Genomic DNA, 26,141 nt, shown 5'->3' with positions numbered 1-26,141 from the left:
TTTAAGATTAGTAGATTCTTTTGTAATAAGGAGGGATTCGTACATAGTAGTAACTGTATTAAAAGGGGTAAAAACAAATAAAGGGAGGTTCTATATGAAGAAGAGAAAAATACTATCCACTGCACTTACACTATCACTCGGTCTAGGATTGTTTAATGTTGCAGCAGCTCCGCTAAACGTAAAAGCAGTAGAAAAAGGGAGTAAATTGGGAGTAACTGCCGATTTAGCACTTGCAAATGATGAGAGATTAATAGAAATGCTAAAACGCGAAGGCAAACTAGCAAAAAATGCTAGCCCTGCCGAAGCGGAAAAAGCATTAAAAGTCTATTTAAAAGCAAAGAGCCAATCAACAAAGACAAAAGATAATTTACCAAAGGCACTTGCAAATATAAAAGAAAATAAGGCCACATCTAATGGTCTTAAGAATGGAAAAGGAAATAAATTAGGACAAGCGAAGAAAAACACGGTCGATCCAGTTAAAGAAGAAGAATACAACGGTGAAGTTCGTACGGATAAGGTTCTAGTTCTCGCGATAGACTTTCCGGATTATCGGACAGGCTCCATCACTAAAGAAGAAACAGATATGTGGTATGAAGATTACCCGAAATCACACTTCCAAGATATGGTCTTTGGAGACAATGGATATAAAGGTCCAGATGGAAAAACTTATGTTTCTATGAAGCAATACTATGAGCAGCAATCTGGCGGCAGTTACTCGGTTGAAGGTGAAATAGCGGGCTGGTACACTGCAGACCATGATGCAGCCTATTACGGTGCAAACTACCCTGGTCCTGATGATAGTGACATTCGTGCACGTCAACTAGTTTATGAAGCACTAACAAAAGCTGGACAAGATCCAACTGTTGATTTATCAGAGTACGATGCTTGGGATCGCGACGATTATGATGGTGACGGAGTTTATGCAGAGCCAGACGGCCTAATTGATCATTTAATGGTTATTCATGCTGGTGTAGGTGAAGAAGCAGGCGGCGGAAGCTTAGGCGGCGATGCCATTTGGTCTCATCGTTCAAAACTTTCTACAGGGCCTATTGCTGTACCTGGTGGATCATCTAATAGTGACCGTTTCGGCGGACTATTAGGTGCATGGGACTATACCATCGAGCCTGAAGACGGGGCCGCAGGGGTATTCACCCATGAATTTGGACATGACTTGGGTCTTCCCGATGAGTATGACACCATTTACAGTGGTGCAGGTGAACCAGTAGAGTATTGGTCATTAATGTCAAGCGGAAGCTGGACAGGTGCTATTCCTGGTACACAACCACCTGGAATTAGCCCATATTCCAGACAAATGCTACAAACTTTGCATGGCGGAAACTGGCTAAGTGGTGAAACTATAGACAGTACAGAAGTAACTAGTGCTGGTACAACGGTTCTTCTTGACGAAGCAGTAACAAAGGGTACGAATAACGACGCGGTTCGCGTTGATTTACCTGATAAGGAAACTGTTATTAATACCCCTGCCAGTGGTAAATATGAATATTACGGCGGCAAGGGTGATGAACTAGACAATTCAATGTCCACTACTGTCGATCTTACCAATGCTGCAAATGCAGTTCTAAACTTCAAAGCTTGGTATGATATTGAAGCGGACTGGGATTATGCTTCAATTCAAGTAAAAGAAGCAGGCAGTAATGAATGGACAGCTATTAAAGGTAATATTACTACAGCTACCGATCCTAACGAGCAAAATCCTGGTAACGGAATTACTGGCGCATCAAATGGTTGGGTTAACGCTTCGTTTGATCTTTCTGCCTACGCAGGTAAAAATATTGAATTAAAATTTAACTACTGGACAGATGTAGCTGTTTCATTAACTGGTTTTTATGTTGATGACATTTCAATTTCTGTTAATGGTAAATCAGTTTTAACTGATGATGCTGAAGGCACATCCAGTTTCAAACTAGAAGGATTTACTAAGGACGAAGGTAAATTCCTTTCCAACCGCTACTATTTATTAGAATGGAGAACTCACAATGGCGTTGATATAGGATTAAAGAATATCCGCCGCGGTGCAAGCTTAATGTCTTATGATAAAGGCCTCGTAGTATGGTATGTAGATGAGTCCTATGGGGACGACAACTGGACTGGTATTCACCCTGGTGAAGGATTCTTAGGGGTAGTCGATGCTGACCAGCATACAAATTACTGGAGTGATAAAGCGGTAGGTTCTACTCGCTATCAAATGCATGATGCTGCATTTGGCCTAAATAAATCAGAGAAAATGTTCTTAAATTATCCTGGTCAATTTACAATGACAGACAACTTTACTCAACGTAACCCACTATTCGATGACAGCGCAAACTACAGCAACCCTGGTCTTGTTGACGCAGGACGCAACGTACCAAAATACGGCTTAAAATTCCGTGTTGTTGGAGAAAGCCCTGATGGTACTGTTGGTAAAGTGTTAATCTTTAAATAAAAATGAAATGGCTTTTTTAGGTGACTCCGGTGCTTGCCGGAGTCACTTTTATAATAAAAAAACCGAATAACGACTATTTTAAGTCATTATCCGGTCTTAATTCTTACTTCTTCTTTCCAGTTTTCTCTTTCAAATGTACTTCATAAGAAAAATCAACTGGATTTTTATCATCGGCAGGAGCTGCGTATGATGTAATCATATAGTTCTTTCCATCTTTGAATAACTGTCTTAGAGTTAGTGCATCCTCTTCTGTAACATTGAATGGATCTACTGTGATTACCTTGTAATTCGTTTTTGCACCCTTTTTATTACCAACTTCCTTCTCGTTGATAAATGTTACAGTGTAGTTTACATATTGACCAGCTAGTTCTTGGAACGATTTGAAGCTGTCTGTAGAGCTTCCATCGTTGCTATAACCGATTTCTGGAATTGCAATATCATCTACATACCATCCAGCTTGAGTTGTGCCCCAGTCAGTTAAGTAACGGAATGAAACTAATACTTTTTGACCTGCATATTGACTTAAATCAAAGCTTTCTTCCTGCCAATTAGCAGATGTTCCTGTAAATCCAGGTACATTTTCTTTAATTTTTGGATAGCCTTCCTCAACAACATCGCTGCGTGTATTTCCATTTTCTAAACTATTCCATGTTGCTCCACCATCGGTTGAAACTTGCACCATTCCGAAGTCCCACTGCTCTTCAATATCGATGAAGTTATCAAACTTCAATGTTGCGCTATTTACACCAGTAAGATCTGCTTCAAAAATTAAAGCATTATCTGCTTCGTCTCCCTGTCCGCCCCCATAATACTTTATTCGTAGCGTCCTTAGGATCTGCCACTGATGTCCAAGGAGTTCCTAAGAAATCAACACCATCAAAAGAAATGCTTCTAATTTTATCTTGGAAATCTAACTCTTTAAAGTCTCCACCCCAAGCTGGTACCCCTTCTTTTTCAAATGTAACAGCTTTTTCAAAGTCAACAGTCTTGCCACGCTTTGCACCTGTTGTAGCATTCACAACTACATCACGAAGGTCAATACTGTCAAAATTATAGATTCCATTACCAACCCGATCAGAATCTAGTGTTAAGGCAGTAATAAAGTTTTGATAAAGTTGCGTAAAGTCAAGGCTAGAACCATGTGCCTTTAATACTTCGTTTACACTGTTCATCCCTTGTGTTTCACTTAGTGCTAAGTCACGAATAAATTCACGACCGAATTTGTCATTCATATATAAGGTAAATAGGTAAACTTGACCATAATCTGCAATTGTTTCTGGACCAGTTTTTGCTCCTTGGTGTTCATCCCAATTCACTAGTGAGTTCTCAGGATGGTCTAAGTAAAAGTTAATAGAGCTGTCGTCATGTCCATATCCACCAAGATATTCAGAGAAAGTAGACATACCCTCATTTAACCAAGTTTCTTCCGCACCATCATTGTCAGCATGGATTAAATGCTGTAATTCATGAATGGTTGTTCCGAAGAAGGTAGATTCTAAACGAATTTCCCAGCTGTTTGTATCGATTGTAATAATATTTCTATCAATATAGTTTTCTAGTGTTTGCCAGAAGAATCCAGCAACAAAGAATGGATAAGCAGGGTTATTATAGTTATCATCCTGAATATTATCTACTAACATGATAACCTTGTCGCTTCCCTCATAATATCCCGCAGGAACATTTTTACCTGCCAACGGAGATTTTGACCCATCATGAACATCCGGTGTTCCAAAGAACGCTGTCGCTTTCGGGTAAATATTATTATCAAATTCATCACGTAGTTTATCTACTTGTGCTTGTGTTACCACATGAGCTGGGCGCGGATCACCCGGTTTAAATGAGAGGTCATTAGCCACCCAGATTTCAACATTTTCTCCCACACTACGTAAGGTAAATGGTTTGAATTTTAAACCTCTATTTAAGAATTGTTTGGTTCCCCCATCATATGTAAAACTGCTAGTTGATGCAGCACTTTCTGATGATTGATTTTCATTAAAATTAATCTTCGCAGCCTGCTCTGCAATCTTCGCTTCTGCCTGCTTTAAGTATGAAGAATCTTTACTTAGTAGATTTAGTTGACCATCAATATCCACTCGATCCCCATAACGCTCTACATCCCATTTTGGCGTTGTAGAAGTAGCAGCCTCTGCCTTTGAATTTTTAGCTGATAACGGAGCAAAAAGTGATAGCGCTAATGCACCAGTTGCTAGAATTGATAATAACTTTTTCTTTTTCAACTTCTGGTTCCTCCCTTTTATCTCTATACGTTTTCCAAATAATAGTAACATAATGAATTTTTAGAATATATAGTTAATTAGATACAAAAGCCTATTCCTAAAGTTCCAATTTTTGTGTAATTGTTCATATTCCAATTTTCCTAAAAAACGGGATATTTATATCATTATTTCTCCTACAAAAGCCCCAAACCTCTATATTGATATTATTTCCCGGAAATAATTCATAGTTTACTTTTTAGCAGTACACCCTAAGAAAAAGTATGTAAACAGGAGGAAGAAATGTGAATGTAGATGATATTATCATTGCAAGGGAAAAGATGAAGGGGGTTGTCCATAGCACGCCTCTAGACTACTCCAAGACATTTAGTCTGCTTTCTCATAATGAAGTATATTTAAAGCTTGAAAACCTCCAAAAGACTGGGTCCTTTAAAGTGAGAGGTTCTTATAATAAGCTGATTTCACTGTCAAAGGAAGAGTTGCAAAAGGGGGTAGTAGCTGCCTCAGCAGGCAACCATGCACAGGGTGTGGCTTATTCAAGTCAAATGCTTGGCGTAGACTGTACGATTGTAATGCCAAAGGGTGCACCCCTTAGTAAGGTACTGGCTACGAAACAGTATGGAGCACAGGTACTCCAAGAAGGAGGCACATTCGATGATGCCCTTGCATATGCATTGGAGCTAAAAGAGCAAAGGGACGCCACCTTTATTCATGCTTTTGATGATGAAGCGATTATTGCCGGACAAGGAACAGTTGGATTAGAGATACTCGACCAGCTCCAAGACGTAGAGGCGATTATTTGCCCTGTAGGAGGCGGTGGGCTAATTGCGGGAGTTGCACTAGCTGTAAAGGAGAAAAACCCCCATATAGCCGTATATGGAGTTCAGGCGCTTGCCTGCCCAAGCATGAAAACATCTTTAAAGGAAAAGAAACCAGTGATGGTTGACTCCACTCCAACAATGGCAGATGGGATCGCTGTTAAAAAGCCGGGACAGAGAACATTTGAAATCATTCAAAAATATGTAGATGATATTTATTGTGTCGATGAGATGGAAATTGCTAGAACGATGCTTATGCTATTAGAAAGAAACAAACTGCTAGTGGAAGGATCTGGAGCATGTTCACTATCATCACTTTTATATGAGAAAGTAAACTTGAAAGAAAAGAAAGTAGTTGCCATATTAAGCGGAGGCAATGTTGATATGAATTTTATTTCAAGAATCATCGAACGCGGTTTAGTCGAGTCGGGGCGCTTTGCTACATTTACCATCACCCTAAAGGATAAACCTGGTGAACTTCAAAAGACTTTGAGCTCTCTTACCGAATTAGATGCGAATATCCAATCCGTTAATCTCAATCGAATGGGTAAAAATATATATCCAGGATATGCTGGTCTGGAAATATCGGTAGAAACAAAAAACAACGACCATATTGATATGCTTTATAAAGTTCTAAAAGAAAGTAATGCTAGTGTTGAGGTGGCCTATTTTTAGCCGTAAGAAAAGAGTGTTGATTCGTCAACACTCTTTTTTAACTACTGCTTATTTATTTTTTTGCTCATTTTGGTATCTTTCAAATTCCTTTGCCGTACAACGCACAAAATGACCTGGTGTAACTTCTCTTAGCTCAAACTCACCATCTGCATCATGTACAGTTGGATCATAAGGCATACGTTTACGAGTGCGCTCGTATCTTGGATCTGGAAGAGGAATAGCAGATAACAATGATTTTGTATAAGGATGAATAGGATTGTTGTATAATTCATCACTCTCTGCTAATTCTACCAAGTTACCCATATACATAACACCAATTCTGTCTGAAATATACTTAACCATTGAAAGGTCATGAGCGATGAACAAATACGTTAAACCACGTTCTTTTTGGAGTTTCTTAAGCAGATTGACTACCTGTGCTTGAATAGAAACGTCCAATGCAGAAATAGGTTCATCGGCAATGATAAACTCAGGATCCACTGCCAGCGCTCTAGCAATACCAATCCGCTGTCTTTGCCCGCCGCTGAATTCATGTGGGAAACGCGTAGCATGCTCCTTGTTTAGACCTACCGCTTCTAGTAATTCCTCAACCTTCGCTTTACGCTCCGCATCATTTTTCACTAGTTTGTGGACGTCTAGACCTTCAGCAATGATATCAAGTACCGTCATTCTCGGATTTAAGGATGAAGACGGATCCTGGAAAATCATCTGCATTTTCCGATTAAATTTAAGAAGTTGGGACTTATTTTTCTTGCCGTGAACATCTTCACCAGCAAATTTAACTTCGCCGCCTGTTGCATCGTAAAGTCTAATGATGGTTCTCCCTGTTGTAGACTTTCCACAACCAGATTCCCCAACTAGACCAAAAGTTTCACCTTTATATACGTCAAAGCTAACACCGTCAACAGCCTTGATCGTATTCTTTTTACCTACAGCAAAATGCTTTTGTAAGTTCTTTACTTCAAGTAGTTTTTCTCTTGTCACCGTTTTCCACCGCCTTTAGTACCTGTTTGAGCAAAACCTTGCATCCTGTGCTTAACAGCATCAGGCGGCTCAATTTTAGGCGCATCTGGGTGCAGCAGCCAGGTTGCCGCGTAATGTGTGTCTGAAACCTTAAACATTGGCGGTTCCATTACTGTATCAATTTCTAAAGCAAATTGATTTCTTGGAGCAAACGCATCCCCTACAGGAGGAGTAAGCATGTTAGGCGGGCTTCCAGGAATAGCAAAAAGCTCTTCGTCACTGCTATCCAATGTAGGCATGGAACCGATCAAACCCCAAGTATATGGGTGCTTAGGATTGTAGAAAATATCATCTACTGTCCCAATTTCTACGATTTTTCCAGCGTACATAACCGCTACGCGGTCTGCCACGTTTGCTACAACACCGAGGTCATGCGTGATAAAAATAATCGCACTATCCGTTTTTTGTTGAATACTCTTCATCAACTCTAGGATTTGAGCTTGAATGGTTACGTCAAGCGCAGTCGTTGGTTCGTCCGCAATTAAGATCTTTGGATTACATGCTAATGCAATCGCTACAACCACACGTTGACGCATACCGCCTGAAAATTGGTGAGGGTATTGATCTATACGCACATCCGGTCTTGGAATTCCAACTAGGGTTAGAAGTTCAAGAGCGGTTTTTCTCGCCTCTTGTTTGCTCATATTTTGGTGCTTAATAAGACCTTCCATAATCTGATTTCCAATTTTCATTGTCGGATTCAAAGACGACATTGGATCTTGGAAAACCATTGAAATGTCTTTACCACGGATTTTTTGCATTTCCTTGCTTGTCTTCTTGGCTAGGTCTACTCCTTCAAGAAGGATTTGACCTTCCTTAATATAGCCATGCGGCTCTGGAAGGAGTCTCATGATGGCATTAGAGGTTACTGACTTCCCGGATCCAGATTCACCTACTATAGCCAATGTCTCACCTTTATTTAAATCAAAGGTAACACCTCGAACAGCATGCACTTCACCATTGTAGGTGTTAAATGATACTTTTAAATCTTTGACTTCTAATAATTTACTCATTTATTAAACACCTACCTTCTTATTTATGCATTTTCGGATCGAATGCATCTCTCAAACCATCACCAACAATATTAAATGCAATCATAAGAACAGAAATTACAATTGCCGGAAACACAAGCATATATGGATAAAGTCTGAGGTTATCAAACCCAAGGTCAATTAGAGATCCTAGTGAAGCATCTGGAGGAACAATACCTAATCCAATAAAGCTTAGGAATGCCTCAAAAAAGATCGCTCCTGGAACTGAAAACATCGTGTTAATAATGATAATACCACTGATATTTGGAACTAAGTGTTTTCTAATGATGGTACCATTAGATGTCCCTAATGTTCTTGAAGCTAAAACAAACTCTTGGTTTTTTAGCTTTAATACTTCACCACGGACAATCCGGGACATACCAATCCAGCCAGTGATCGATAAAGCAATGACAATCGAAATAATACCTGGCTTAAGAACGAGCATCATTAATAAGATAATAACTAGGTTCGGAATACCTACCAAAATCTCAGCAATACGCTGCATCACATTGTCAACTCTTCCGCCATAAAAAGCAGAGATACCACCATAAGAAACCCCAATCACAAGGTCAAGTACTGCCGCAACAAAAGCAATGATTAAGGAAACCCTTGTACCTTCCCAAAGCCTTGTCCATTGGTCACGTCCTAAGGCATCACTACCAAACCAGAAATAAGTGTCTTTCATATCTTTTGCTTCATAAATATGATAAGTAGCTTCAACTTCAGCAGAATTTCTAGTGCCATCACCTTTATTAAGGACTTTAATATCAATAAACTCTTCTTTATTATCAAATCTTGCATTCGCCTTAGCAGTAGCCTGCTGAACATCTTTACCTTGGAACTTTCCAGATAATGTACCATCCATACCTAGCCAAGAGACATTCTCTAGAACTGGTACACGTGGAGGCATTTTTGCTCTTTTTAAATCCTGTTCATCTGAGCCAAAGTCGTTCATCCAAGGACCAATAATACTCATGATAATAATAAACAGGATAAGGATCATACTGAAAACGGCAGGCTTATTACCTAAAAGTGTTCTTTTTGCGTCCTGAAAAAACGTTCTGCTTGGAGCTGATATTTTTTCACTCGTATCCTCTTTACGTACCAGAGGAACAAATAAATCTTTTGGTATATTATTTAGGTTATTTTTATCCATTTTATTTATTTCCTCCTGCTAGTCTAATCCTAGGATCAATTAATCCGTATAGGAGGTCAATGATTAAGATAATCACAATAAATCCGAAAGCAAATAACAATGTTGTACCCATAATCGTTGGGTAGTCATTTACCATAACAGATGTAACGAATTGCTCGCCAATACCAGGAATCGCAAAAATTTGTTCGATAACCATTGAACCAGTCATCAAACCAACTGCCATTGGGCCCAATACAGTGATTAATGGAATAAGTGCATTTCGCAATCCATGTTTTAAAATGATTCCGGTTTCAGAAACACCTTTCGCGCGCGCGGTAATGATGTAATTAGAATGTAACACTTCTACCATTTCAGTCCTTGTAAAACGTGCAGCTGTTGCCATCGGGTGAATGGCCAAAGCAATCGTTGGCAAAATGGTATGTGCAGATGTGCCCCATAGAGCCACAGGGAACCAGCCTAATTTTACAGCAAATACATATTGTAATAATCCTGCAAACACAAATGAAGGAATCGAGGTTCCTATAACTGCAATAATAGTAGAAGAAAAGTCAATTGGACTATTCCTGAAGATAGATGCTAATAATCCAAGGATTATACCTAAGATAGACCCTACTATCAATGCTTGAAAGCCTAATAGTGCAGATGGCCCAATTCTGTCCATCAAGATTGTTGTAACCGGTGTATTGTCAAACTTAAACGATACGCCCAAATCACCTTTTACAAGCCCACCAAGATATTTTGCATATTGAACTGGAATAGGTTCATTTAACCCATATTTTTCTAAAATAATTGCCTTTTGTTCTTCACTCAATTTATCTTCTGCCTGTAACGGGCTACCCGGCAATATTTTCATGAGAAAGAACGAGAAAGTCGCAATAATAAATAATGTTATTAACATATACCATACGCGACGGAGTAAATATCGAGTCATGTTTGCACCTCCTAAATTTCTCTTTATTATATGTTATATCGAGTCGATTATAAATTTTTGTTATAATCGGAATATTCGCGCCCATAAGCCGAAAGAGAGTATATGCTTTAAAAGCATACACTCCCTTCAATTTTATAATAGTATACTATACTATTTTTTTACTGATTATTATTCTTCAGCACCAACGCTAGCCCACTTGTATTCGTAAGTTGCTCCGAATGGGTTTGTAAATACACCCTGTACTTTAGGAGAAACTAGTAGAGCAGATGCTCTTTGATATACAGGAGCGATTGCTGCATCTTTAAATAAGATTTTTTCTGCTTTTAAGAAGTTTTCATTACGTGCTTCTGGATCTGTAGCTAAAGTTGTAGCTGTTTCGTTTACTAACTTATCATATTCTGGGTTAGAATAGCCCATTTGGTTGTTTCCGCCATCAGTTAACCAAAGATTCATATAAGTATATGGATCTAGGAAGTCAGGTCCCCATCCAGCAAACTGCATGTCATAATCCATAGCTGTGTCTAGTTCTAGACGTTGTTCAAATGGTACTTCTTTTAAAGTAACTTTTAAACCAGGTAGGTTAGTTGTCCATTGGTTTGCAAGATATTGGTTCATCATTTTAGAAACTTCGTTGTCTCCGCCTAGGAATTCGATTTCAACTGTATCAGTTCCTAGTTCAGTTAAAGCTTTTTCCCAGTATTTCTTAGCTTCGTCTAAATCGTATTTCATTAGATCTCCACTAACTTCGCGGAAGTCTTTACCATCTGGAGTTGGAACGAAATCTTTTGGTACTAGACCGTTAGCAACGATAGAACCGTTGTTTAAGATTTCATCTACTAATGCTTGCTTATCAAATGCACGAGCAAGTGCATTACGTACGTTTGCGTTAGCAAGAGCTTTGTTTCTTGTTTGGTTAAACTTAATATAGAATACAGAAGTATCAGGTTCTACTGTGTAATCATCATGAGTTGAGTATTGGTCAACTAGGTCAGATGATAAACCAGCACGGTCAACTTCACCTTTTTCATATAGGTCAACAGCAGTTTGTGATTCTTTAACTACTACATAATGCATTTTTTCTAATTTAACAGTTTTTGCATCCCAGTAATCTGCATTCTTAACTAATTCCCACTCTTGAGCAGTACTAGTCCAGTTAGAGAACTTGAATGGTCCGTTTGATAATAATGTATCAGCGCTAGTAGCGAATGTATCGCCTTTTTCTTCAACAAACTTTTGGTTTAATGGTAAGAAGGTACCGAAAGTTGTTAAAGATTCAAAGTATGGAGTTGCATTTTCAAGTTCAACAACTAGTTTGAAATCGCCATCAGCTTTAACACCTAATTGATCAACAGGAACTTCACCTTTGTTTACAGCAGTTGCATTTTTGATAACGCCGCCCATCATGTATGGACCATATTCAGATCCAGTTGCTGGGTCAACCGCACGACGCCAAGCATAAACGAAATCGTTAGCAGTTACAGGGTCGCCATTAGACCACTTAGCATCTTCACGTAAAGTAAATGTCCAAGTTTTACCATCTTCACTTACTTCATGCTTAGTTGCAATACCATCACTTACTTGACCTTTTTCGTCAAGACGGTATAGACCTTCCATTGTAGCACCTAAGAATTGGAATGCATACTCATCAGTACCTAATGATGGGTCCATAGACGGAATAGTGTCACCATTAATAAAGTTTAATGTTTGTTCTACTTTTGGCTTATCAGCTGTATCTTTGGAATCATCAGCTGTGTCTTTGTCGCCGCCGCCTGAACATGCTGCTAAGAACATGCTTAGCACTAAGCTAAGGGCTAAAAGCCATGCATACTTTTTCTTCATGAAAAAATGACCTCCTATTGTTTTATTTTTCTGTCAATTTGCTCTTAAAAAAGAAGCTAAAGAAATCATACTATTTTTCTACTACTCTTGTAAAGACTAAATATATAAAAGAGTCAAAAAATTACTATATCATTATAGATTACAGCAACATTACAGTTGATATATCAATACTTTTTGTTAGATTATTTAACAAAAAAATTATTCTAAAATCAGAATGCGCTTTCTTAATTTTTAGGAGAAATTGAATAAAGTATACTTTGTCAGCGTATTAGGTTAAAATACCCTTATTCTTTATTACATGTTTAAAATAACATTATAAAAATAAGGTGAAAGTAAATGTTTAAAAATAAATGGAAGTTTTTATTACTCAATCTTTTTATTTGCCTTTTGGTCTTTCTTATATTTTCGTCTGCCTATAATCTGCTGAACTTTATCAATTCAGTTTTCTATCTTAGCTTTTTTTATCTCATCACCGTGTTATTTATGTATACGGCTAAAGGCGGTTTTTTTGACGGTGTTACCTTCGGATTTAGAAGATTTAATACTCTCATGTTTAAAAAGAACGATTATTTAGAATCTTGGCGTGATAAACCATTGCCCTCAGAAAAGTTTAACGCTTCACTCTATCAACGCCTTAAATTCCAATCTATCTCATTGCTTGTCTTTCTTGTGATTTTACTTGTTCTTTACTATACAATGTAATATTTGGTTATACTCTATTTATCTGAAAATTAAGTTTATCTTATATAAGGGAGAAGTTGTGAATGGGGAAAAATCAGATTCAGAAAGTAGGACAAATTGCCGTTCCAGTAAAAAATTTAGACCAAGCAGTAAATTTTTATAAAGAAAAGCTTGGGCTGCCGCTATTATTTACTTCAAATGGCTTAGCGTTTTTTGATTGTAACGGGCTCCGTCTTTTGTTAAGTGTTCCTGAAACAGAGGAATATTCTCATTCAAGCATTATTTACTTTCAAGTTGCAAACATAAAAGAGGCTTATGAGGATTTACTAAGTAAAGAGGTTATCTTTATTGACGAACCACATCTTATTGCAAAAATAGGCCAAACCGAAACATGGATGGCTTTTTTTAAAGATAGTGAAGATAATACTCATGCATTAATGAGCGAATTTGAAGTTTAATCAAGTACCCAAGAGACCGTAAAAATTTTACGGTCTCTTTTCATTTTAGCTAAAACTTCATCTTAATACCTGCCCATAATACGAAGATACCGGTTGATACCTTCCTGCATACGTTTTTCAACTGCCTCTCTGTGAATCGCTTCTTCAAGGGAGACCTCCCGTTTATTTATGCTGATTGTGAAAAAGAAGATCGTTAAGGTCATTGTCTCTTCCTCCTTCTACAATGATTTTTAATCGTTATATTACGTTCTCATTTAGATAACGGATAATTGACGCAAAGTGTTGGAGGAAATGAATAATAATTTAGCATAATCTCATTGCGCGTTCTGCAAACTATACATAAAAGTCATGAAGGGGTAATAAAAATGAGGAAGAAATTTGTACTTATTTTTGGCATTATTTTCAGTTTGTTTTTCTTAATAATACCTCCTGGCTACACAGCTGAGATTAGACCCAGTAATATTTATGTGGTAAGAGCGGGGGACAGCCTGCCTGCAATTGCGGATAAATACAATATTTCAATAGAAGAATTAAAAATTACCAATGGCTTGCAATCGGATGTATTAATTGCAGGGCAGAGGTTATGGGTTCCGATTATGTATGAAGTGAGAGCAGGGGACACATTAGTTGATATCTCTTCCGCTTTTCATGCCTCAGTCGAGACAATCAAAGTAGTAAATGGGCTTTCCTCAGAGCAGCTTTATGCTGGTCAGATATTAAAGGTAACTCCTAAAAAACTGACCATGCAGGGACAGCATATCCTAATGACGAAAGAGGAATTTAAGGAATGGTTATTTAACACTCATGTTAATCGAGATATCCGATTAATCCAACAGCATCATACTTGGCTGCCTTCCTATAAACACTTTACCGGTTCTAACCATTTTCAAATGTTGATGGGGATGGAAAATCATCATAAGAAAACAATGGGCTGGAAGAACATTGCCCAAAATATTACTACCTTTCCAGATGGAAAAGTAGCAGTCTCCAGACCGCTGAACATTATTCCCGAGGGAACAATCGGCCCAAACGCGAATTCTGTAGGGATTGCTATTGAACATGTCGGAAACTTTGATATCGGGCATGATGTAATGACAAAAGAACAACAGGAAACAATCATTTATATCAACGCATTGCTCTGTATTAAGTTTGGGTTAACACCATCGATTGATAGCATTACGTACCATCATTGGTGGCATTTGAAAACAAAAGAACGAGTATTAGATGCAACAGCAAGTTACAATGTTAAATCTTGTCCAGGTACTGGGTTTTTCGGTGGTAATTCTACGACTAGTGCTAAAACCCATTTTTATCCGCTTATATCAGATAAGATGGAGGAGATCTTAGAAACCAAGTAATAATGAAACCGAGAGAAGTTTTACTTTTAGAAAAATTTAACCTTTTTTATTTATTACCCTTGTCTGCTTTCTGAATATTTAATATAATAAATTTTACCACTGTCTCTACTTTGTTTTCCTTACTATATGAAAAACAAAAAACAGTGCCCCAACAACATCAGGGACACTGCTTTATTTACCAGACTATTAGTTGGATCGTTCCTCCAGCCATTCGGCAATAGTTGGATAGGTTATTTTTACAGCTTGACTGCCAAATGTAATCGATGTATGCCCAACAGGCAAACATCTATATTCTTTATCTTCACTGGAAATGGCATTCATCAATGCTTCAACTTGATGAGGTTGAGCAATAAGGTCGTTTTTACCGGCTAAATTGAGTACATTCGCCTTAATATTTTCAAGGTTGACCTTCTTACCGCGAATAACCATTTCTCCTTTTATCAATTTGTTATTTTGATAAAAGTCTCTAATCCACTGACGATATGCTTCACCAGGGAATTGTATACCGTCGTTTAACCACTTTTGCAATAGTTTAAAGCTCTTTATAAAATTCTCATTATCGGCACGTTCATAAAGACTAATAAATGGTCCATAGTTCGTAGCCATCGGATTGATCATTTTGTTCCCAAAGTCAATCATTTCAGGTGGAATAACACCTAAGGTATCTACTACTTTATCAATATTAAAATAGCGTTCATCTAACATAGCCCCATACGAACCAGTCTTTTCAAAATCAAAAGGGCTTGTCATAAAGATAAGATTGCGGATTGGCAATTCTGGATGCAGCGCTGCAAATATAGACGTTATTGTCCCTCCCATGCAATAACCAAGGATTGAAACTTCGTCAACATTTGATTTTCTCAGTACCTTACGTACTGCACGCGGTATATAATCCATAATGTAATCATCTAATTTCATATTTCGATCTTCGTAACCTGGTTCACCCCAGTCAAGAAGGTAGACATCAAACCCGCGATTAACCAAATATTCTACTAAACTGCCGCCCTTTGTTAAATCTAATACATATGGTTTATTAATGAGGGCATAAACCAAAAGAAGAGGAATCTTATGTTTTTTTGGACATTCTGAAATATACCGATAAAGCTTTGTTTTATTTCTTGTCCAAATGAGCTCTTTTGGAGTAGGTCCTACCTCGGGCTCGGCATCGGTTGTCAGCACTTCACTTGCCCTTACTGCACGTTGAAACATCTCTTTATATTGCTGCGGCGTAAATTCGATCAACTCATTCCAATCTGTTGGCATCAGTACGCTAATGACTGTTCACTCCTTACTATAGATTTATTTACTCTATCAATTTATTAATAAATCCGAACCTTCATGACAGTTACATATAAAGTCCGCCGTTAATATTTAGCTGCTGTCCAGTAATATAGTCACCATCTTTACATAGGAAAACAACACCACGAGCGATTTCCTCTGGTTTACCCAAACGCTTTTGTGGTACTTTTTCGACAATTCCTGCAAGAACTTTTTCAGGAATCGCTTGGACCATTTCAGTTCCAATAAATCCTGGGCAAATTGCATTAACGGTTACATTACTTTTAGCCAATTCAAGAGCAAGCGATTTAGTATATCCAATTAGGCCTGCTTTTGCTGCAGCATAGTTCGTTTGGCCAAATCCACCAGCTTGTCCAATGATGGATGAAATGTTAATAATTCGCCCTGCATCTGATTCAAGAAGATAAGGTAAAGCTGCAGATGTATTGTTGTAAACACTGTTCAAGTTAACATCAATTACTTTTCTCCAATCTTCTTCGTTCAACTTTTTAAACGTACTGTCTCTCGTAATCCCTGCATTATTAACCAAGATATCTAATCTGCCATAATGCTTGATCGTTTCATGTACTAGGTATGTTGCTTCATTACTTTCTGAAACATCTGCTTGAACTGCGTATGCATCTCCGCCAAATTCATTTATTTCAGCGACAACTTTATCCGCTAGTTCTTTACGGATATTATAGTTGATGACAACCTTCGCGCCATTTTTAGCCAGTTCCAATGCAATGGCTGCACCGATTCCTCTGCTGCCTCCTGTTACGATTGCTACTTTATCCTTTAAACTTGCCATTTTGTCCACCCTCTCTATTTAACTTTTATAGTCTTTTAATTTTCATGGAAATAGGTAATGCTTTTCTATTTTGTTACTTCTTGAGATTTTAACAATGTAAGAATTTGATTCAATTTATTATCTAAACTCTTCATTTCCTTTTTTACACTCGACAATTCCCTACTAAAGGATTCCTGGTTCCTGTCCTGATCTAACTTCTCTTCTAATCTTTCTTCTAAATCATCCACCTTTGCATCTACATTCACAATTAATGATGAAAGGTTAGCAATGTCATTACGTGATGGTACGTTCATAAACTCCAGGTACTTTAATGTTGACTCATCAATCATCTTTTTAAATTGGAGATTCATCTCCAAAATTTGTCCCATTCCTTCAGAGGGAAAATCCTTGCCGATTTTTTCATCAAACAATTTACTCGTTTGTGAATAATAATCCTTCCACATGTCATAAATGTTAAAGCCTTGGTTCATGTTTTTTTCCTCCTTATTCTTCTTAGACGTATTCATCATACTAACTATATGGAAATAATTAAAGATTAAAAATTGAAAATTATCGAAATACTTTTCTGCTTTTTTTGACAAATTTCCTTTTTATCTGCAACTGCAAAAAGTAGAGATAACGAACTTGATAGATATAAAGAAATTAAAAATGACTTGCAAAACTACCCAAAAACTTTACAAGTAAACAAGTTAATGAGTATAATCAATTTTAGAGTCTCAATTTTCAGTAGATAGATAATATTCAGAATTAAATTCTAATTAGGGGGTAAACGAATGAAGGTCAAACATTGGTTATTGCTGTTAACATTTGGTTTTTTGCTGAGTGTACTAGCAGCATGTTCTGGCGATGAGTCGAAAGAAACTGCAGGTACAGATACAAAAGAGGAGGCAACGGGCCAAAAAGTACTTAACTTTTTAAACCCAGAAGCGATTCCTTCAATGGATCCATCGTTAGCTACAGATGAGTCTTCCTTTATCTACTTAGCTGCAACAATGGAAGGTTTATACCGTTTAGATGAAAAAACACAACCAACTCCGGGGATTGCTACCGAGCATAAAGTAAGTGATGATGGTCTGACTTGGACCTTTACATTAAGAGAAGACGCTAAATGGTCAAATGGAGACCCTGTAACAGCTCATGATTTCGTGTATTCATGGCAGCGTGCTGTTAACCCTGATACCGCATCCGAATATGGCCCTTATATGATGAATGGCGTAATTAAAAATGCAACTGCAATAAGCAAAGGCGAACTAGCAGTAGAAGAGCTAGGAGTAAAAGCAGAAGGCGATTATACTCTAGTCGTTCAATTAGAAAATCCAACTCCATACTTTGAAACATTAACGACATTTGGAACATTCCTGCCATTAAATAAAAAGTTTGTCGAAGAAAAGGGAGATAATTTCGCTACTAGCACAGAAAACTTATTAGCAAACGGTCCTTATACCATTGCCAATTGGTCTAGCACAAGCGACACATGGGAACTTGTGAAGAATAAAGATTATTGGGATGCAAATACCGTAAAAATGGATAAACTTACATTTAAAGTCGTAAAAGATCCACAAACGGCTTTAGATTTATACGAAGAAGGTACGGTTGACCGTATGGATTTAACATCCGACCTAGTTGACCAATATTCTACTAATGACGATTATTTGGTTTCAGCTGATACTTTTGTATACTTCCTTAAATTTAACCAAACAACGTCGGATGCATTAGCTAATAAGAATATCCGTCTAGCACTTAGCAGAGCCTTTGACAAAGAAGGTTTAGTAAATGAAATTTTAAACAACGGCTCAATCGTTGCAAATGGCTTGGTTCCAAAGGACTTTACACCAATCCCTGAAACTGGTGAGGATTTCCGTAAAGTTAGCGGTGACCTTGTGAAGTATGACCTTGAAGCAGCAAAAGAATTCTGGGCAAAAGGACTGGAAGAGTTAGGTACTGATAGTGTTGAACTTGAGTTCCTAGCAGATGACGATAAAACAACTAAATTATTAGTTGAATATGTTGCAAACCAGCTTTCAACGAATTTAGAAGGATTAAAGATTAATATCAAGCAAGTTCCAAAAGAACAGCGTCTTGATTTAGATTCAAATATGCAATATGAGCTTCAACTTTCTAGATGGGGTCCTGACTTCCTAGATCCGTTTACTTTCATGAACCTGTGGACTACAGATAGCGGAAACAACTGGACAGGATATTCAAGCCCAGTTTATGACCAATTAGTTTTTGATACAGCATCAAAGCTTGCTACAGATAATGTGGCTCGTTATAACAACTTCTTAGCAGCTGAAAAAGTGCTTTTTGAAGACGGAGCAATTGCCCCAGTTTATCAATCTTCTAGAGCACAATTGATTTCTCCAAGAGTTCAAGGTGTGTTCGTGAACCCATTTGGGGCAACTTACGAATATAAATGGGCAGATGTAGGAGAAGAGTAAAATTTCATGGAATAAAAAAAGCGGGAGAAATGCCAATTGGTATTTCTCCCGCTTTATTATTGTTTTATAAATTTTAAAATGGTCGTTTAATCAGCTTATCTTGCCCGATGAACGGTCAAATTGACTTTGCTTGTCTCACACATAAAAGTAGAAAGATGAACAGGTTCGTCATTAGCATTAAATGCAATTTTTAAGATTCTAAACAGATTGGCTCCAATATCACATTCTAGTAATTTCGCATAATCATTTGTCGCACCAATAACATCAATAATCTTATCATTACTAACTATTTCAGTATGATAATCTTCCGAAAGGACTTTATAAGTTGATTCATTCCCTGCGATTTTCTTTTCTAAATCTGGAAACCGTATCAATGAATAATGCGCAATATCGTAGAAAAGAGGACGGTCATTTACATACATAAGCCGTTCAAGTACCAGAACAGGACTTCCTTCATCAGTTAATAGATGCTTCGCAACATCTTCAGGTGCAGGAATAACTTCACTTCTTAAAATCCGGGAATTAGGTATCATGCCCAACTGATGGCTAAATTCTGAGAACCCGCTTACAGATAGTAATTCATTATGAAACTTTTTTGATGTAACAAAGGTGCCTCTACGAGGAATTCGTGTCAGGGCTCCTTCCTTTACCAATTCCTCAATTGCCTTACGTATCGTAATGCGGCTTACGTTATAGATTTCACAAAGTTCTGCTTCAGTTGGAATCTGCTCATCTGGTTTGTATTTTCCATTTTGAATATCAGTCTTCAACATTTGCCTTACTTGCATGTATAATGGCTGTGGGGTTGAAGGATTTAAACTCATACTAAATCCATCCTTATCCGTCAATTGACAATTATACTATTCATTATACATTGATTGACCCCCACAGTCACCAAGCACCAAAGTATTGAATCGTCTTCGCTGCTGTTGCTGCTCCCAAATCTAAACATTTGATAGTAGGAAGACCATTCAATTTTCCATAAATAAAACCAGATATAAAAGAATCTCCTGCTCCCATTGTATCCACCACATCGACTGCTACTACACCGCATTTATAGAATTGTTCACCGTCATAAGCAAGTGATCCATTCTCACCTAAAGTCGCTATAGTAATTTTTGATCCATTATTCTTTACATCCTTTAGAAATTGGCGGATAAAAGGATCATCCTGCGTATAGGAAAAGAATGAATAATCCACAAACTGAGGCAAGGTTTTGACAAGTCTATGATCTAATTGGTTAGAAAAATCAAAGGATGTCTGTAATCCCATTTCTTTAAAATGAGAATAATACCCTTCTACATGCCCCCAAACTCCAGCATGTACTAGCTGATGTGTTCCAATAAAATCAAGTTCTTCCTGTGTTAAGCTGAAGTCCGCCATAACACCTTCGTCATATTCTCCAAAAACACGATCATTATTGACCAATTCGACATAGGTAACAGCCGTTTTTCCATCCTTCTTCGTAAGATGAGAAATATCAACACCTTTTTTTAAAATCTCTTTTTTCATTAATCCACCATAAGAATCACAGCCAACCCAGCCAATGTAACAGGAATCTGCACCTAAATCTTTTAAATAAACAGCCACATTAACAGGATTTCCACCAGGATATGCCCTCCCGCTTGCTTGGTAGACATCCATGCAATTATCGCCGACCGTCACAATCCTCATCTTTTTTCCCCCCTTTTTTGAAAGGAATGAGCACCACTAAGTAGTGCTCAAATTCTTTTTAATACTCCATTTGTCGATAATATCTTCTAAGAGTTAATGGATGGTTTCTTTCACGTTCAAGATAAACACTGATGCGACTAAGGACAGACCAGTTAATGCTCACAGCAAAGTGTTTTCTGAACTCTTCACTGATCCCTTCCATCTCGAAATCCTTTGTATCGATAACGGTTAACTGTTTTGTAATCTTTTCAGCAAAACGCTCTACACGGTCCATCAATGGTCTTGTTTCATCTTCACCTTTCAGCAAAATTACACTAGTATCTTCAACCACCAATTCAAGCGTTCCATGGAAAAATTCTGCTGCATGTATCGACCTCGCATGAATCCATTGCATCTCCTCTAAAATACACATAGCATAAGAGTAAGTGTTGCCCCATAAATTACCGGAACCAACCATCATGTGGTAATCTGTGTCCTTATGTTTAATAGCAAATTCCTCTGCGGTTTTATCGAAAGATTTTACAGCATTTAAAATTGCGCGTGGTAATAATGCAACCTCTTTTGTAAACTGCTCATATTGCGGGAACTCATTGTTGTTATACATAAAGCGGAATGCAAACATATATAGAAGCATAAAGAACGTATCAAAAGAATGTGTTTCAGACCCTGTTGTGATACAGTGGTCAACAATTTGCGTTAACGGAGTATTTGGCTCAGCTACTAAAGCAATGGTAGTCGCTCCTCTTTCTTTACAAAATTCCGCAGCGGCAACGGTTTCCTGTGTCGTTCCTGATACGGATGTAAAGATGCAAACTGAATCTTTACTAAACTGCCGGTGATTCATAACCATGAATTCAGCGGCAATTACTGCATGAACATTAATAGTAGAATTGGATTTTAGTATATATTCATAAGGATACATCATCGCAATGGTACCGCCAGCACCAATAAGAAAAATATTGCTGTAGCCTCTATTCGATATTCCATCTACGATATCCTCAATTTGCCCTCGAAAAGCAAGGCCCTCTTTTTCGACAAGCCTTAGAAATAATTCTTCATCATATTTTAACATTAACGTTTCCTCCCTAACCCTGAATCAAATTTTTATATTTGTTATATCTAGTATTATATTTATATATAACAAATTAAACAACTACTTTATAATATTAGGAAGTTAGTAAGAAAAGAAACTAACTTCCTAGTTTCATACCGATTATGCAACTAGATTACTATTACTTTTGTTTTTCGAGCCATATTTTTTTTCCCAGTAGTAATACACAGGTAGACCTGTCGCAATTACGATAAATGCAGCGATCATTCCTTCGATAGGGGCCCAAGTAAACGTTCCCCAAGCCAGCCAAGAGGCACCTAGAATAGCTAGGATGGTGGTTAATCTCCACATCGGCATTCGATAAATTGGATTGTAATCATCTCGTTTACGGCATTTATAAACAGCTGCAAAGTCCATGATATTGATAAGCAATTGAATCAGCGTGAAATATCCGAGTAATGCTGTTAAATTGCTAAACATCACAAGAATACAAGCATACGTAACCTGAACAATAATCGAAAAACTTGGTGTTTCGTATTTTGGATGAACCGTTGCAAAGCGTTGAAAGAATAGACCGTCCTTCGCCATCGCATATTCCAGACGAGGCTGAAACATAATGCAAGAGCTTAATGATCCTAAAATAACAATAATCGCTGTAACACCTACAAAAGAAGAAGCAATATCAGACAATCCCGGAATATACTTGACAGCATCAGATACTGCAGCACTTGAGTTGATTAGCTTCTCAAAAGGCATTAAACCGATAATACAAACTGCGAGTAAGGTATATAAGGTCAATACAATTAATACAGAGCTGATCAGAGCCCGAGGCAAGACTTTTCCTGGATTTTTGAATTCTCCAGCCATAAAACAAATCGCTGCCATTCCTGTATATGCCCAAGTAGTGGCCGACACACCGCCAATTAAACTTGTTTTCACCTCACCGGAACTAGGAGGAACATAGGAAAAATTCCCAGGGTTCAAATACATTAATCCTAACCCGATGACAATTAAAAATGGGATGATTTTCACACCCGTAATGATTACTTGGAACAGGCCGCCTTCTTTTACACTTCGATAATGAATGGATGTAATGATTAAAATGATAGCAATTGCTAGAAGTTTTCCAGACATCCCATTGAAAAATGGCAAAAAGGATGATACATAGGAAACAATCGCTAATGCCATAATTGCTATGGACGGTGGATCCAAAGCCCAGAACGTAGCCCATCCATACAGAAAGCCTAAAGGTCTCCATCCTGCCTTATTTAAGTAAACATAACCACTTCCATTTTGAGGATAAGCCGTTGATAACTCTGCCAGCACCATGACTTGCGGGATAGCAATGATTCCCCCTATAATCCAGGCTAGAATGGAAATAGCAGGCGTTCCTGCAGCTTTTGCTACATCACCAGATGATACAAATATCCCCGACCCGACAGTCGTTCCAACAGCAATGGCGAGAGCAGCCCAAAAACCAAGTTTTCGTGTAAGTGTCCCCTTACTCATAAAGAGTTCCTCCAAATCAAGATGATAAAATTCCCAAGTCCTTTACCTTTTTATAAGATTTTCCTGCTATTTTCGTTTGTTTTATCCCCTCCGATGAAAACGCTTTTTTATTTGTTATGTCTTGTATTATAATCAGTTATTATATAAATTACAATCTCTTATTTTAAAATATTTTTGAAAATTTTATCAGGGTCTCTTTGATATACAAAAAAGACGCTCCAATGGAAGCGCCTTCTTAAACTAATTAATTAAATAAATCTTTAGGTTAATCCCTATCCGGTTTCATGATATCAGCCTCTACCCGGCTCATGAATTCTTCTACTGCGCTGTATCCTTGCTGCTTTAAGTACCAGTTGTTTGCTGCTGCCTCAATTAACCCAGCCACATCACGTCCAGGCTGAAGTTGAATTTCCATTGAATGAATTTTAACACCCATATAGTCAGTAAAATGATATTCCTGTTCTAAGTCATTATATAAGGCGTCTTTTTCCCACTTCGTTAAATGTATATCAAGAGATATTCGTGTTTCATCCTGAAAAGCCTTACGGCCATATAAACGGACGACATTTAACAATCCAATACTACGGAGTGCCAAAAACTCCTTTGTTTTCCCATCATGGGTACCAAGAATGGTTTGCGTACTAAGTTTCTTTAGAACAACAATATCATCGGATACTAGCCGATGTCCGCGGCGAATTAATGTGTGGGCAGTCTCACTTTTCCCTACCCCTGAATTTCCACGAAGTAAGATACCAATACCTGATACATTCATACAAACTCCATGAACAGATATTTCTGGTGCTAATTCCTTTATCAAAAATGCATCCAATTTAGTGATAAACTCTGATGTTGTCTCTGGCTGTTTTGTTACTAACAAGGGGATACCTTGCTCTGTACAATGGTGAATTAAATAGGTAAGTCCTTCTTCGCCAGCGGTTACGATAAAACATGGTGGATGATAGTGAACAATGTTTCCGATTCGGATTTTACGTTCCTCTCTGCTTAACTTATGTAAATAGGTAATCTCCTTTTTCCCTAAAATTTGAACTTGTTCTGTTGGAAAAAAATCAAAATGACCTACAAATTCCAATCCCGGACGATGCACCCGTGGCTGCGTAATGATCTTCTGCAGGTGGTTTTCTCCAGCCAATACTTTCAATGAATACTTTTGAACCAAGCTTTCTATTGTTACTTTTTTCAACCTATACTCACGTCCTATTAGCCTTTTATTATAAGATTATACTTAAGATTTTTGGAAACGTCATCCATTTAGGGGTTTATCCTATTAGAAATAGAATTTTTTTAAAAAAAGAGATTAAAAGACAATCTTTTAAACTGTAGAGAATTATGATATGATAAAAATAATAAAAAAGACCATGTGTAACTGGCGAAACGCGGATAACCGCGAGGGAGCACATGGTGTCGCAGCCGTTCGCCTGGGCAGAGGTAAGGGATATTATCCCTTACCTCTTTCTGTTTATTAAAGCAAAAAATTTAGGAGGAAAATCATGAGTACTATCACTTTAGAAAAGGTAAAAACGATCAAAACACTTAATAATATCGCAGAAAGTGGACTAAAGGTATTCAATAAGGGCAATTTTCAAATTGACAACGGCAGTGAAAATCCCGATGCCATCCTTGTTCGCAGCTTTAATATGCACTCAGTAGAAATCGGCGATAATTTATTAGCAATTGCAAGGGCGGGAGCAGGTGTGAATAACATTCCTGTAGATAGATGTACAGAGCAAGGAATCGTTGTATTTAATACGCCTGGTGCAAATGCCAACGCTGTAAAAGAAATGGTACTAACCTCATTAATTTCTTCATCCCGCAACCTTTTTGCTGGTGTTGCCTGGGCTAAGGCCTTGGAAAACGAAGGTGATCAGATTCCAAAGCTAGTGGAAGCAGGAAAAAAGCAGTTTGTCGGAAAAGAAATTAAAGGAAAAACGTTAGGTGTTATTGGTTTAGGAGCAATTGGTGCGCTTGTAGCGAATGATGCGCTTGATTTAGATATGGATGTTATCGGGTTTGACCCATTTATCTCAGTCGATACGGCTTGGAATTTGTCCCGCAATGTACAGCGCGCCATGACAATTGAACAATTGTTCTCAGAATCTGATTTTATTACTGTGCACGTACCATTAACTGAGGATACAAAAGGAATGTTTAACGAAGCAACCTTTAGCATAATGAAGCCGGGAGTTCATATTTTAAACTTCTCACGTGGGGAGCTTGTGAATGAAGTAGACATGGCAACAGCTCTTGAATTTGGGAAAGTTGGAAGGTATATTACCGATTTCCCGAATGAAAACATACTCAAAATGAAAAATACAGTTCCAATTCCGCACTTAGGTGCTTCTACACAAGAATCCGAAGAAAACTGTGCGATTATGGCCGCCCGTCAAGTAAAGGAATTTTTAGAAACAGGAAACATTAAAAACTCAGTGAATTTCCCAAATACTTTCCTTCCTTATACAGGAAAGCAAAGAGTAGTCGCATTTCACCACAATGTTCCAAATATGGTTGGGCAGATTACATCCGCTATATCTAGTTACCATTTAAACATTGCGGATATGGTTAACAGAAGCCGAGGGGAATACGCTTATACGATGATTGACATTGATAATAAAGTTAATGGCGATGTTATTCCGGCATTAGAGGAAAAAATCAAACAAATTTCCGGCATAGTAACCGCCCGTATTATTTAAACATAAAAGAGGCAAATAAATATCC

Annotated in this window: 23 protein-coding genes and 1 riboswitch; of the genes, 7 read left to right on the top strand and 16 right to left on the bottom strand. The window is 37.7% G+C overall.

What is annotated here, in order from left to right; genetic code table 11:
- Positions 1 to 94: 94 nt before the first annotated feature.
- On the top strand, positions 95 to 2,443 hold the full coding sequence (locus QFZ31_RS21035) for an immune inhibitor A domain-containing protein (RefSeq protein WP_307306521.1): 2,349 nt from the start codon (positions 95 to 97) through the stop codon (positions 2,441 to 2,443).
- A 103-nt stretch (positions 2,444 to 2,546) separates the two neighbouring features.
- Here the strand turns inward: QFZ31_RS21035 and QFZ31_RS21030 are convergent, their stop codons facing one another.
- Together QFZ31_RS21030 and QFZ31_RS21025 are read right to left on the bottom strand one after the other, a co-directional pair.
- On the bottom strand, positions 2,547 to 3,212 hold the full coding sequence (locus QFZ31_RS21030) for an immune inhibitor A domain-containing protein (protein ID WP_307311700.1): 666 nt from the start codon (positions 3,210 to 3,212) through the stop codon (positions 2,547 to 2,549).
- 7 nt (positions 3,213 to 3,219) lie between these two features.
- Positions 3,220 to 4,680 carry a hypothetical protein gene (locus QFZ31_RS21025; protein ID WP_307306518.1) on the bottom strand — a complete coding sequence of 487 codons (1,461 nt, stop codon included), beginning with the start codon at positions 4,678 to 4,680 and terminating at the stop codon, positions 3,220 to 3,222.
- A 317-nt stretch (positions 4,681 to 4,997) separates the two neighbouring features.
- Between QFZ31_RS21025 and ilvA the strand changes: the two genes are divergently transcribed.
- Positions 4,998 to 6,170, top strand: coding sequence for a threonine ammonia-lyase (ilvA, locus tag QFZ31_RS21020; protein WP_307311699.1), 1,173 nt, complete (start codon positions 4,998 to 5,000; stop codon positions 6,168 to 6,170).
- A gap of 48 nt (positions 6,171 to 6,218) precedes the next feature.
- On the opposite strand, the gene QFZ31_RS21015 is transcribed toward ilvA, so the two are convergent.
- The 5 genes from QFZ31_RS21015 to QFZ31_RS20995 all read right to left on the bottom strand — a co-directional run bounded on the left by QFZ31_RS21015 (position 6,219) and on the right by QFZ31_RS20995 (position 12,150).
- Positions 6,219 to 7,154: an ABC transporter ATP-binding protein gene (locus QFZ31_RS21015; protein WP_307306516.1), complete on the bottom strand. Its 936-nt coding sequence runs from the start codon at positions 7,152 to 7,154 to the stop codon at positions 6,219 to 6,221.
- Entirely contained in the window at positions 7,151 to 8,206 is a 1,056-nt protein-coding gene (locus QFZ31_RS21010; protein WP_306074394.1) for an ABC transporter ATP-binding protein, read from the bottom strand. Before QFZ31_RS21010 ends, QFZ31_RS21015 begins: the two co-directional genes overlap by 4 nt.
- Before the next feature lie 19 nt (positions 8,207 to 8,225).
- On the bottom strand, positions 8,226 to 9,380 hold the full coding sequence (gene opp3C / locus QFZ31_RS21005) for an oligopeptide ABC transporter permease (protein ID WP_307306512.1): 1,155 nt from the start codon (positions 9,378 to 9,380) through the stop codon (positions 8,226 to 8,228).
- Between the two features lies 1 nt (position 9,381).
- The gene (gene opp3b, locus QFZ31_RS21000) at positions 9,382 to 10,311 is read right to left on the bottom strand and encodes an oligopeptide ABC transporter permease (RefSeq protein ID WP_307306509.1); all 930 of its coding nucleotides are present in this window, start codon (positions 10,309 to 10,311) and stop codon (positions 9,382 to 9,384) included.
- Between the two features lie 168 nt (positions 10,312 to 10,479).
- Positions 10,480 to 12,150: a peptide ABC transporter substrate-binding protein gene (locus QFZ31_RS20995; protein WP_307306506.1), complete on the bottom strand. Its 1,671-nt coding sequence runs from the start codon at positions 12,148 to 12,150 to the stop codon at positions 10,480 to 10,482.
- Between the two features lie 336 nt (positions 12,151 to 12,486).
- Between QFZ31_RS20995 and QFZ31_RS20990 the strand changes: the two genes are divergently transcribed.
- On the top strand, positions 12,487 to 12,852 hold the full coding sequence (locus QFZ31_RS20990) for a DUF3899 domain-containing protein (RefSeq protein ID WP_307306504.1): 366 nt from the start codon (positions 12,487 to 12,489) through the stop codon (positions 12,850 to 12,852).
- A 62-nt stretch (positions 12,853 to 12,914) separates the two neighbouring features.
- Positions 12,915 to 13,289: a VOC family protein gene (locus QFZ31_RS20985; protein ID WP_307306498.1), complete on the top strand. Its 375-nt coding sequence runs from the start codon at positions 12,915 to 12,917 to the stop codon at positions 13,287 to 13,289.
- Between the two features lie 62 nt (positions 13,290 to 13,351).
- Here the strand turns inward: QFZ31_RS20985 and QFZ31_RS20980 are convergent, their stop codons facing one another.
- On the bottom strand, positions 13,352 to 13,492 hold the full coding sequence (locus QFZ31_RS20980) for a YrzI family small protein (RefSeq protein WP_307306496.1): 141 nt from the start codon (positions 13,490 to 13,492) through the stop codon (positions 13,352 to 13,354).
- Between the two features lie 162 nt (positions 13,493 to 13,654).
- On the opposite strand from QFZ31_RS20980, the gene QFZ31_RS20975 reads away from it, so the two are divergent.
- Positions 13,655 to 14,647, top strand: coding sequence for a LysM peptidoglycan-binding domain-containing protein (locus QFZ31_RS20975; protein ID WP_307306494.1), 993 nt, complete (start codon positions 13,655 to 13,657; stop codon positions 14,645 to 14,647).
- Between the two features lie 186 nt (positions 14,648 to 14,833).
- Here the strand turns inward: QFZ31_RS20975 and phaC are convergent, their stop codons facing one another.
- The 3 genes from phaC to QFZ31_RS20960 form a co-directional block, all read right to left on the bottom strand.
- Positions 14,834 to 15,910 (bottom strand): class III poly(R)-hydroxyalkanoic acid synthase subunit PhaC, encoded by a 1,077-nt coding sequence (gene phaC, locus QFZ31_RS20970; RefSeq protein ID WP_307306493.1) that lies wholly within the window; start codon positions 15,908 to 15,910, stop codon positions 14,834 to 14,836.
- Between the two features lie 82 nt (positions 15,911 to 15,992).
- A complete protein-coding gene (locus QFZ31_RS20965; RefSeq protein ID WP_179598902.1) occupies positions 15,993 to 16,736 on the bottom strand; it encodes a 3-oxoacyl-ACP reductase in 744 nt (247 codons plus the stop codon).
- A 65-nt stretch (positions 16,737 to 16,801) separates the two neighbouring features.
- Complete coding sequence (locus tag QFZ31_RS20960) at positions 16,802 to 17,206, bottom strand: polyhydroxyalkanoic acid synthase subunit PhaR (RefSeq protein WP_307306489.1); 405 nt, start codon at positions 17,204 to 17,206, stop codon at positions 16,802 to 16,804.
- A 303-nt stretch (positions 17,207 to 17,509) separates the two neighbouring features.
- Here QFZ31_RS20960 and QFZ31_RS20955 point away from each other — a divergent pair, with 303 nt between their 5' ends.
- Entirely contained in the window at positions 17,510 to 19,174 is a 1,665-nt protein-coding gene (locus QFZ31_RS20955; RefSeq protein WP_307306487.1) for a peptide ABC transporter substrate-binding protein, read from the top strand.
- A gap of 95 nt (positions 19,175 to 19,269) precedes the next feature.
- Here QFZ31_RS20955 and QFZ31_RS20950 read toward each other — a convergent pair whose 3' ends face one another.
- The 5 genes from QFZ31_RS20950 to hprK form a co-directional block, all read right to left on the bottom strand.
- A complete protein-coding gene (locus QFZ31_RS20950) occupies positions 19,270 to 19,998 on the bottom strand; it encodes a GntR family transcriptional regulator (RefSeq protein WP_307306484.1) in 729 nt (242 codons plus the stop codon).
- 67 nt (positions 19,999 to 20,065) lie between these two features.
- Complete coding sequence (frlD, locus tag QFZ31_RS20945) at positions 20,066 to 20,848, bottom strand: fructoselysine 6-kinase (protein WP_307306481.1); 783 nt, start codon at positions 20,846 to 20,848, stop codon at positions 20,066 to 20,068.
- A 58-nt stretch (positions 20,849 to 20,906) separates the two neighbouring features.
- The gene (locus QFZ31_RS20940) at positions 20,907 to 21,920 is read right to left on the bottom strand and encodes an SIS domain-containing protein (RefSeq protein ID WP_307306479.1); all 1,014 of its coding nucleotides are present in this window, start codon (positions 21,918 to 21,920) and stop codon (positions 20,907 to 20,909) included.
- A gap of 141 nt (positions 21,921 to 22,061) precedes the next feature.
- Entirely contained in the window at positions 22,062 to 23,408 is a 1,347-nt protein-coding gene (locus tag QFZ31_RS20935; RefSeq protein WP_307306477.1) for an amino acid permease, read from the bottom strand.
- A 265-nt stretch (positions 23,409 to 23,673) separates the two neighbouring features.
- The gene (hprK, locus tag QFZ31_RS20930) at positions 23,674 to 24,609 is read right to left on the bottom strand and encodes an HPr(Ser) kinase/phosphatase (RefSeq protein WP_307306474.1); all 936 of its coding nucleotides are present in this window, start codon (positions 24,607 to 24,609) and stop codon (positions 23,674 to 23,676) included.
- Positions 24,610 to 24,778: 169 nt separating this feature from the next.
- Positions 24,779 to 24,857, top strand: a riboswitch (ZMP/ZTP riboswitch).
- 59 nt (positions 24,858 to 24,916) lie between these two features.
- Here hprK and QFZ31_RS20925 point away from each other — a divergent pair.
- On the top strand, positions 24,917 to 26,116 hold the full coding sequence (locus QFZ31_RS20925) for a phosphoglycerate dehydrogenase (RefSeq protein ID WP_307306471.1): 1,200 nt from the start codon (positions 24,917 to 24,919) through the stop codon (positions 26,114 to 26,116).
- Positions 26,117 to 26,141 lie beyond the last annotated feature (25 nt).

The sequence above is a fragment of the Neobacillus niacini genome (genome assembly GCF_030817595.1).
GTDB lineage: Bacteria > Bacillota > Bacilli > Bacillales > Cytobacillaceae > Neobacillus > Neobacillus niacini_G.
Note: the sequence above shows the minus strand (reverse complement) of the source record. Positions and strands in the feature narration are given on the sequence as shown.

Excerpts from the sequence above, each read along its gene's own strand:
- QFZ31_RS20990 (WP_307306504.1), top strand. The coding sequence starts at position 12,487 with ATGTTTAAAAATAAATGGAAGTTTTTATTACTCAATCTTTTTATTTGC.
- QFZ31_RS20925 (WP_307306471.1), top strand. The coding sequence starts at position 24,917 with ATGAGTACTATCACTTTAGAAAAGGTAAAAACGATCAAAACACTTAAT.
- ilvA (WP_307311699.1), top strand. The coding sequence starts at position 4,998 with ATGAAGGGGGTTGTCCATAGCACGCCTCTAGACTACTCCAAGACATTT.
- QFZ31_RS20985 (WP_307306498.1), top strand. The coding sequence starts at position 12,915 with ATGGGGAAAAATCAGATTCAGAAAGTAGGACAAATTGCCGTTCCAGTA.
- QFZ31_RS21010 (WP_306074394.1), bottom strand. The coding sequence starts at position 8,206 with ATGAGTAAATTATTAGAAGTCAAAGATTTAAAAGTATCATTTAACACC.
- QFZ31_RS20975 (WP_307306494.1), top strand. The coding sequence starts at position 13,655 with ATGAGGAAGAAATTTGTACTTATTTTTGGCATTATTTTCAGTTTGTTT.
- QFZ31_RS20935 (WP_307306477.1), bottom strand. The coding sequence starts at position 23,408 with ATGAGTAAGGGGACACTTACACGAAAACTTGGTTTTTGGGCTGCTCTC.
- QFZ31_RS21035 (WP_307306521.1), top strand. The coding sequence starts at position 95 with ATGAAGAAGAGAAAAATACTATCCACTGCACTTACACTATCACTCGGT.
- QFZ31_RS20980 (WP_307306496.1), bottom strand. The coding sequence starts at position 13,492 with ATGACCTTAACGATCTTCTTTTTCACAATCAGCATAAATAAACGGGAG.
- QFZ31_RS20960 (WP_307306489.1), bottom strand. The coding sequence starts at position 17,206 with ATGAACCAAGGCTTTAACATTTATGACATGTGGAAGGATTATTATTCA.
- QFZ31_RS20955 (WP_307306487.1), top strand. The coding sequence starts at position 17,510 with ATGAAGGTCAAACATTGGTTATTGCTGTTAACATTTGGTTTTTTGCTG.
- QFZ31_RS20940 (WP_307306479.1), bottom strand. The coding sequence starts at position 21,920 with ATGTTAAAATATGATGAAGAATTATTTCTAAGGCTTGTCGAAAAAGAG.
- phaC (WP_307306493.1), bottom strand. The coding sequence starts at position 15,910 with ATGCCAACAGATTGGAATGAGTTGATCGAATTTACGCCGCAGCAATAT.
- QFZ31_RS20995 (WP_307306506.1), bottom strand. The coding sequence starts at position 12,150 with ATGAAGAAAAAGTATGCATGGCTTTTAGCCCTTAGCTTAGTGCTAAGC.
- QFZ31_RS20965 (WP_179598902.1), bottom strand. The coding sequence starts at position 16,736 with ATGGCAAGTTTAAAGGATAAAGTAGCAATCGTAACAGGAGGCAGCAGA.
- QFZ31_RS20950 (WP_307306484.1), bottom strand. The coding sequence starts at position 19,998 with ATGAGTTTAAATCCTTCAACCCCACAGCCATTATACATGCAAGTAAGG.
- opp3b (WP_307306509.1), bottom strand. The coding sequence starts at position 10,311 with ATGACTCGATATTTACTCCGTCGCGTATGGTATATGTTAATAACATTA.
- frlD (WP_307306481.1), bottom strand. The coding sequence starts at position 20,848 with ATGAGGATTGTGACGGTCGGCGATAATTGCATGGATGTCTACCAAGCA.
- opp3C (WP_307306512.1), bottom strand. The coding sequence starts at position 9,380 with ATGGATAAAAATAACCTAAATAATATACCAAAAGATTTATTTGTTCCT.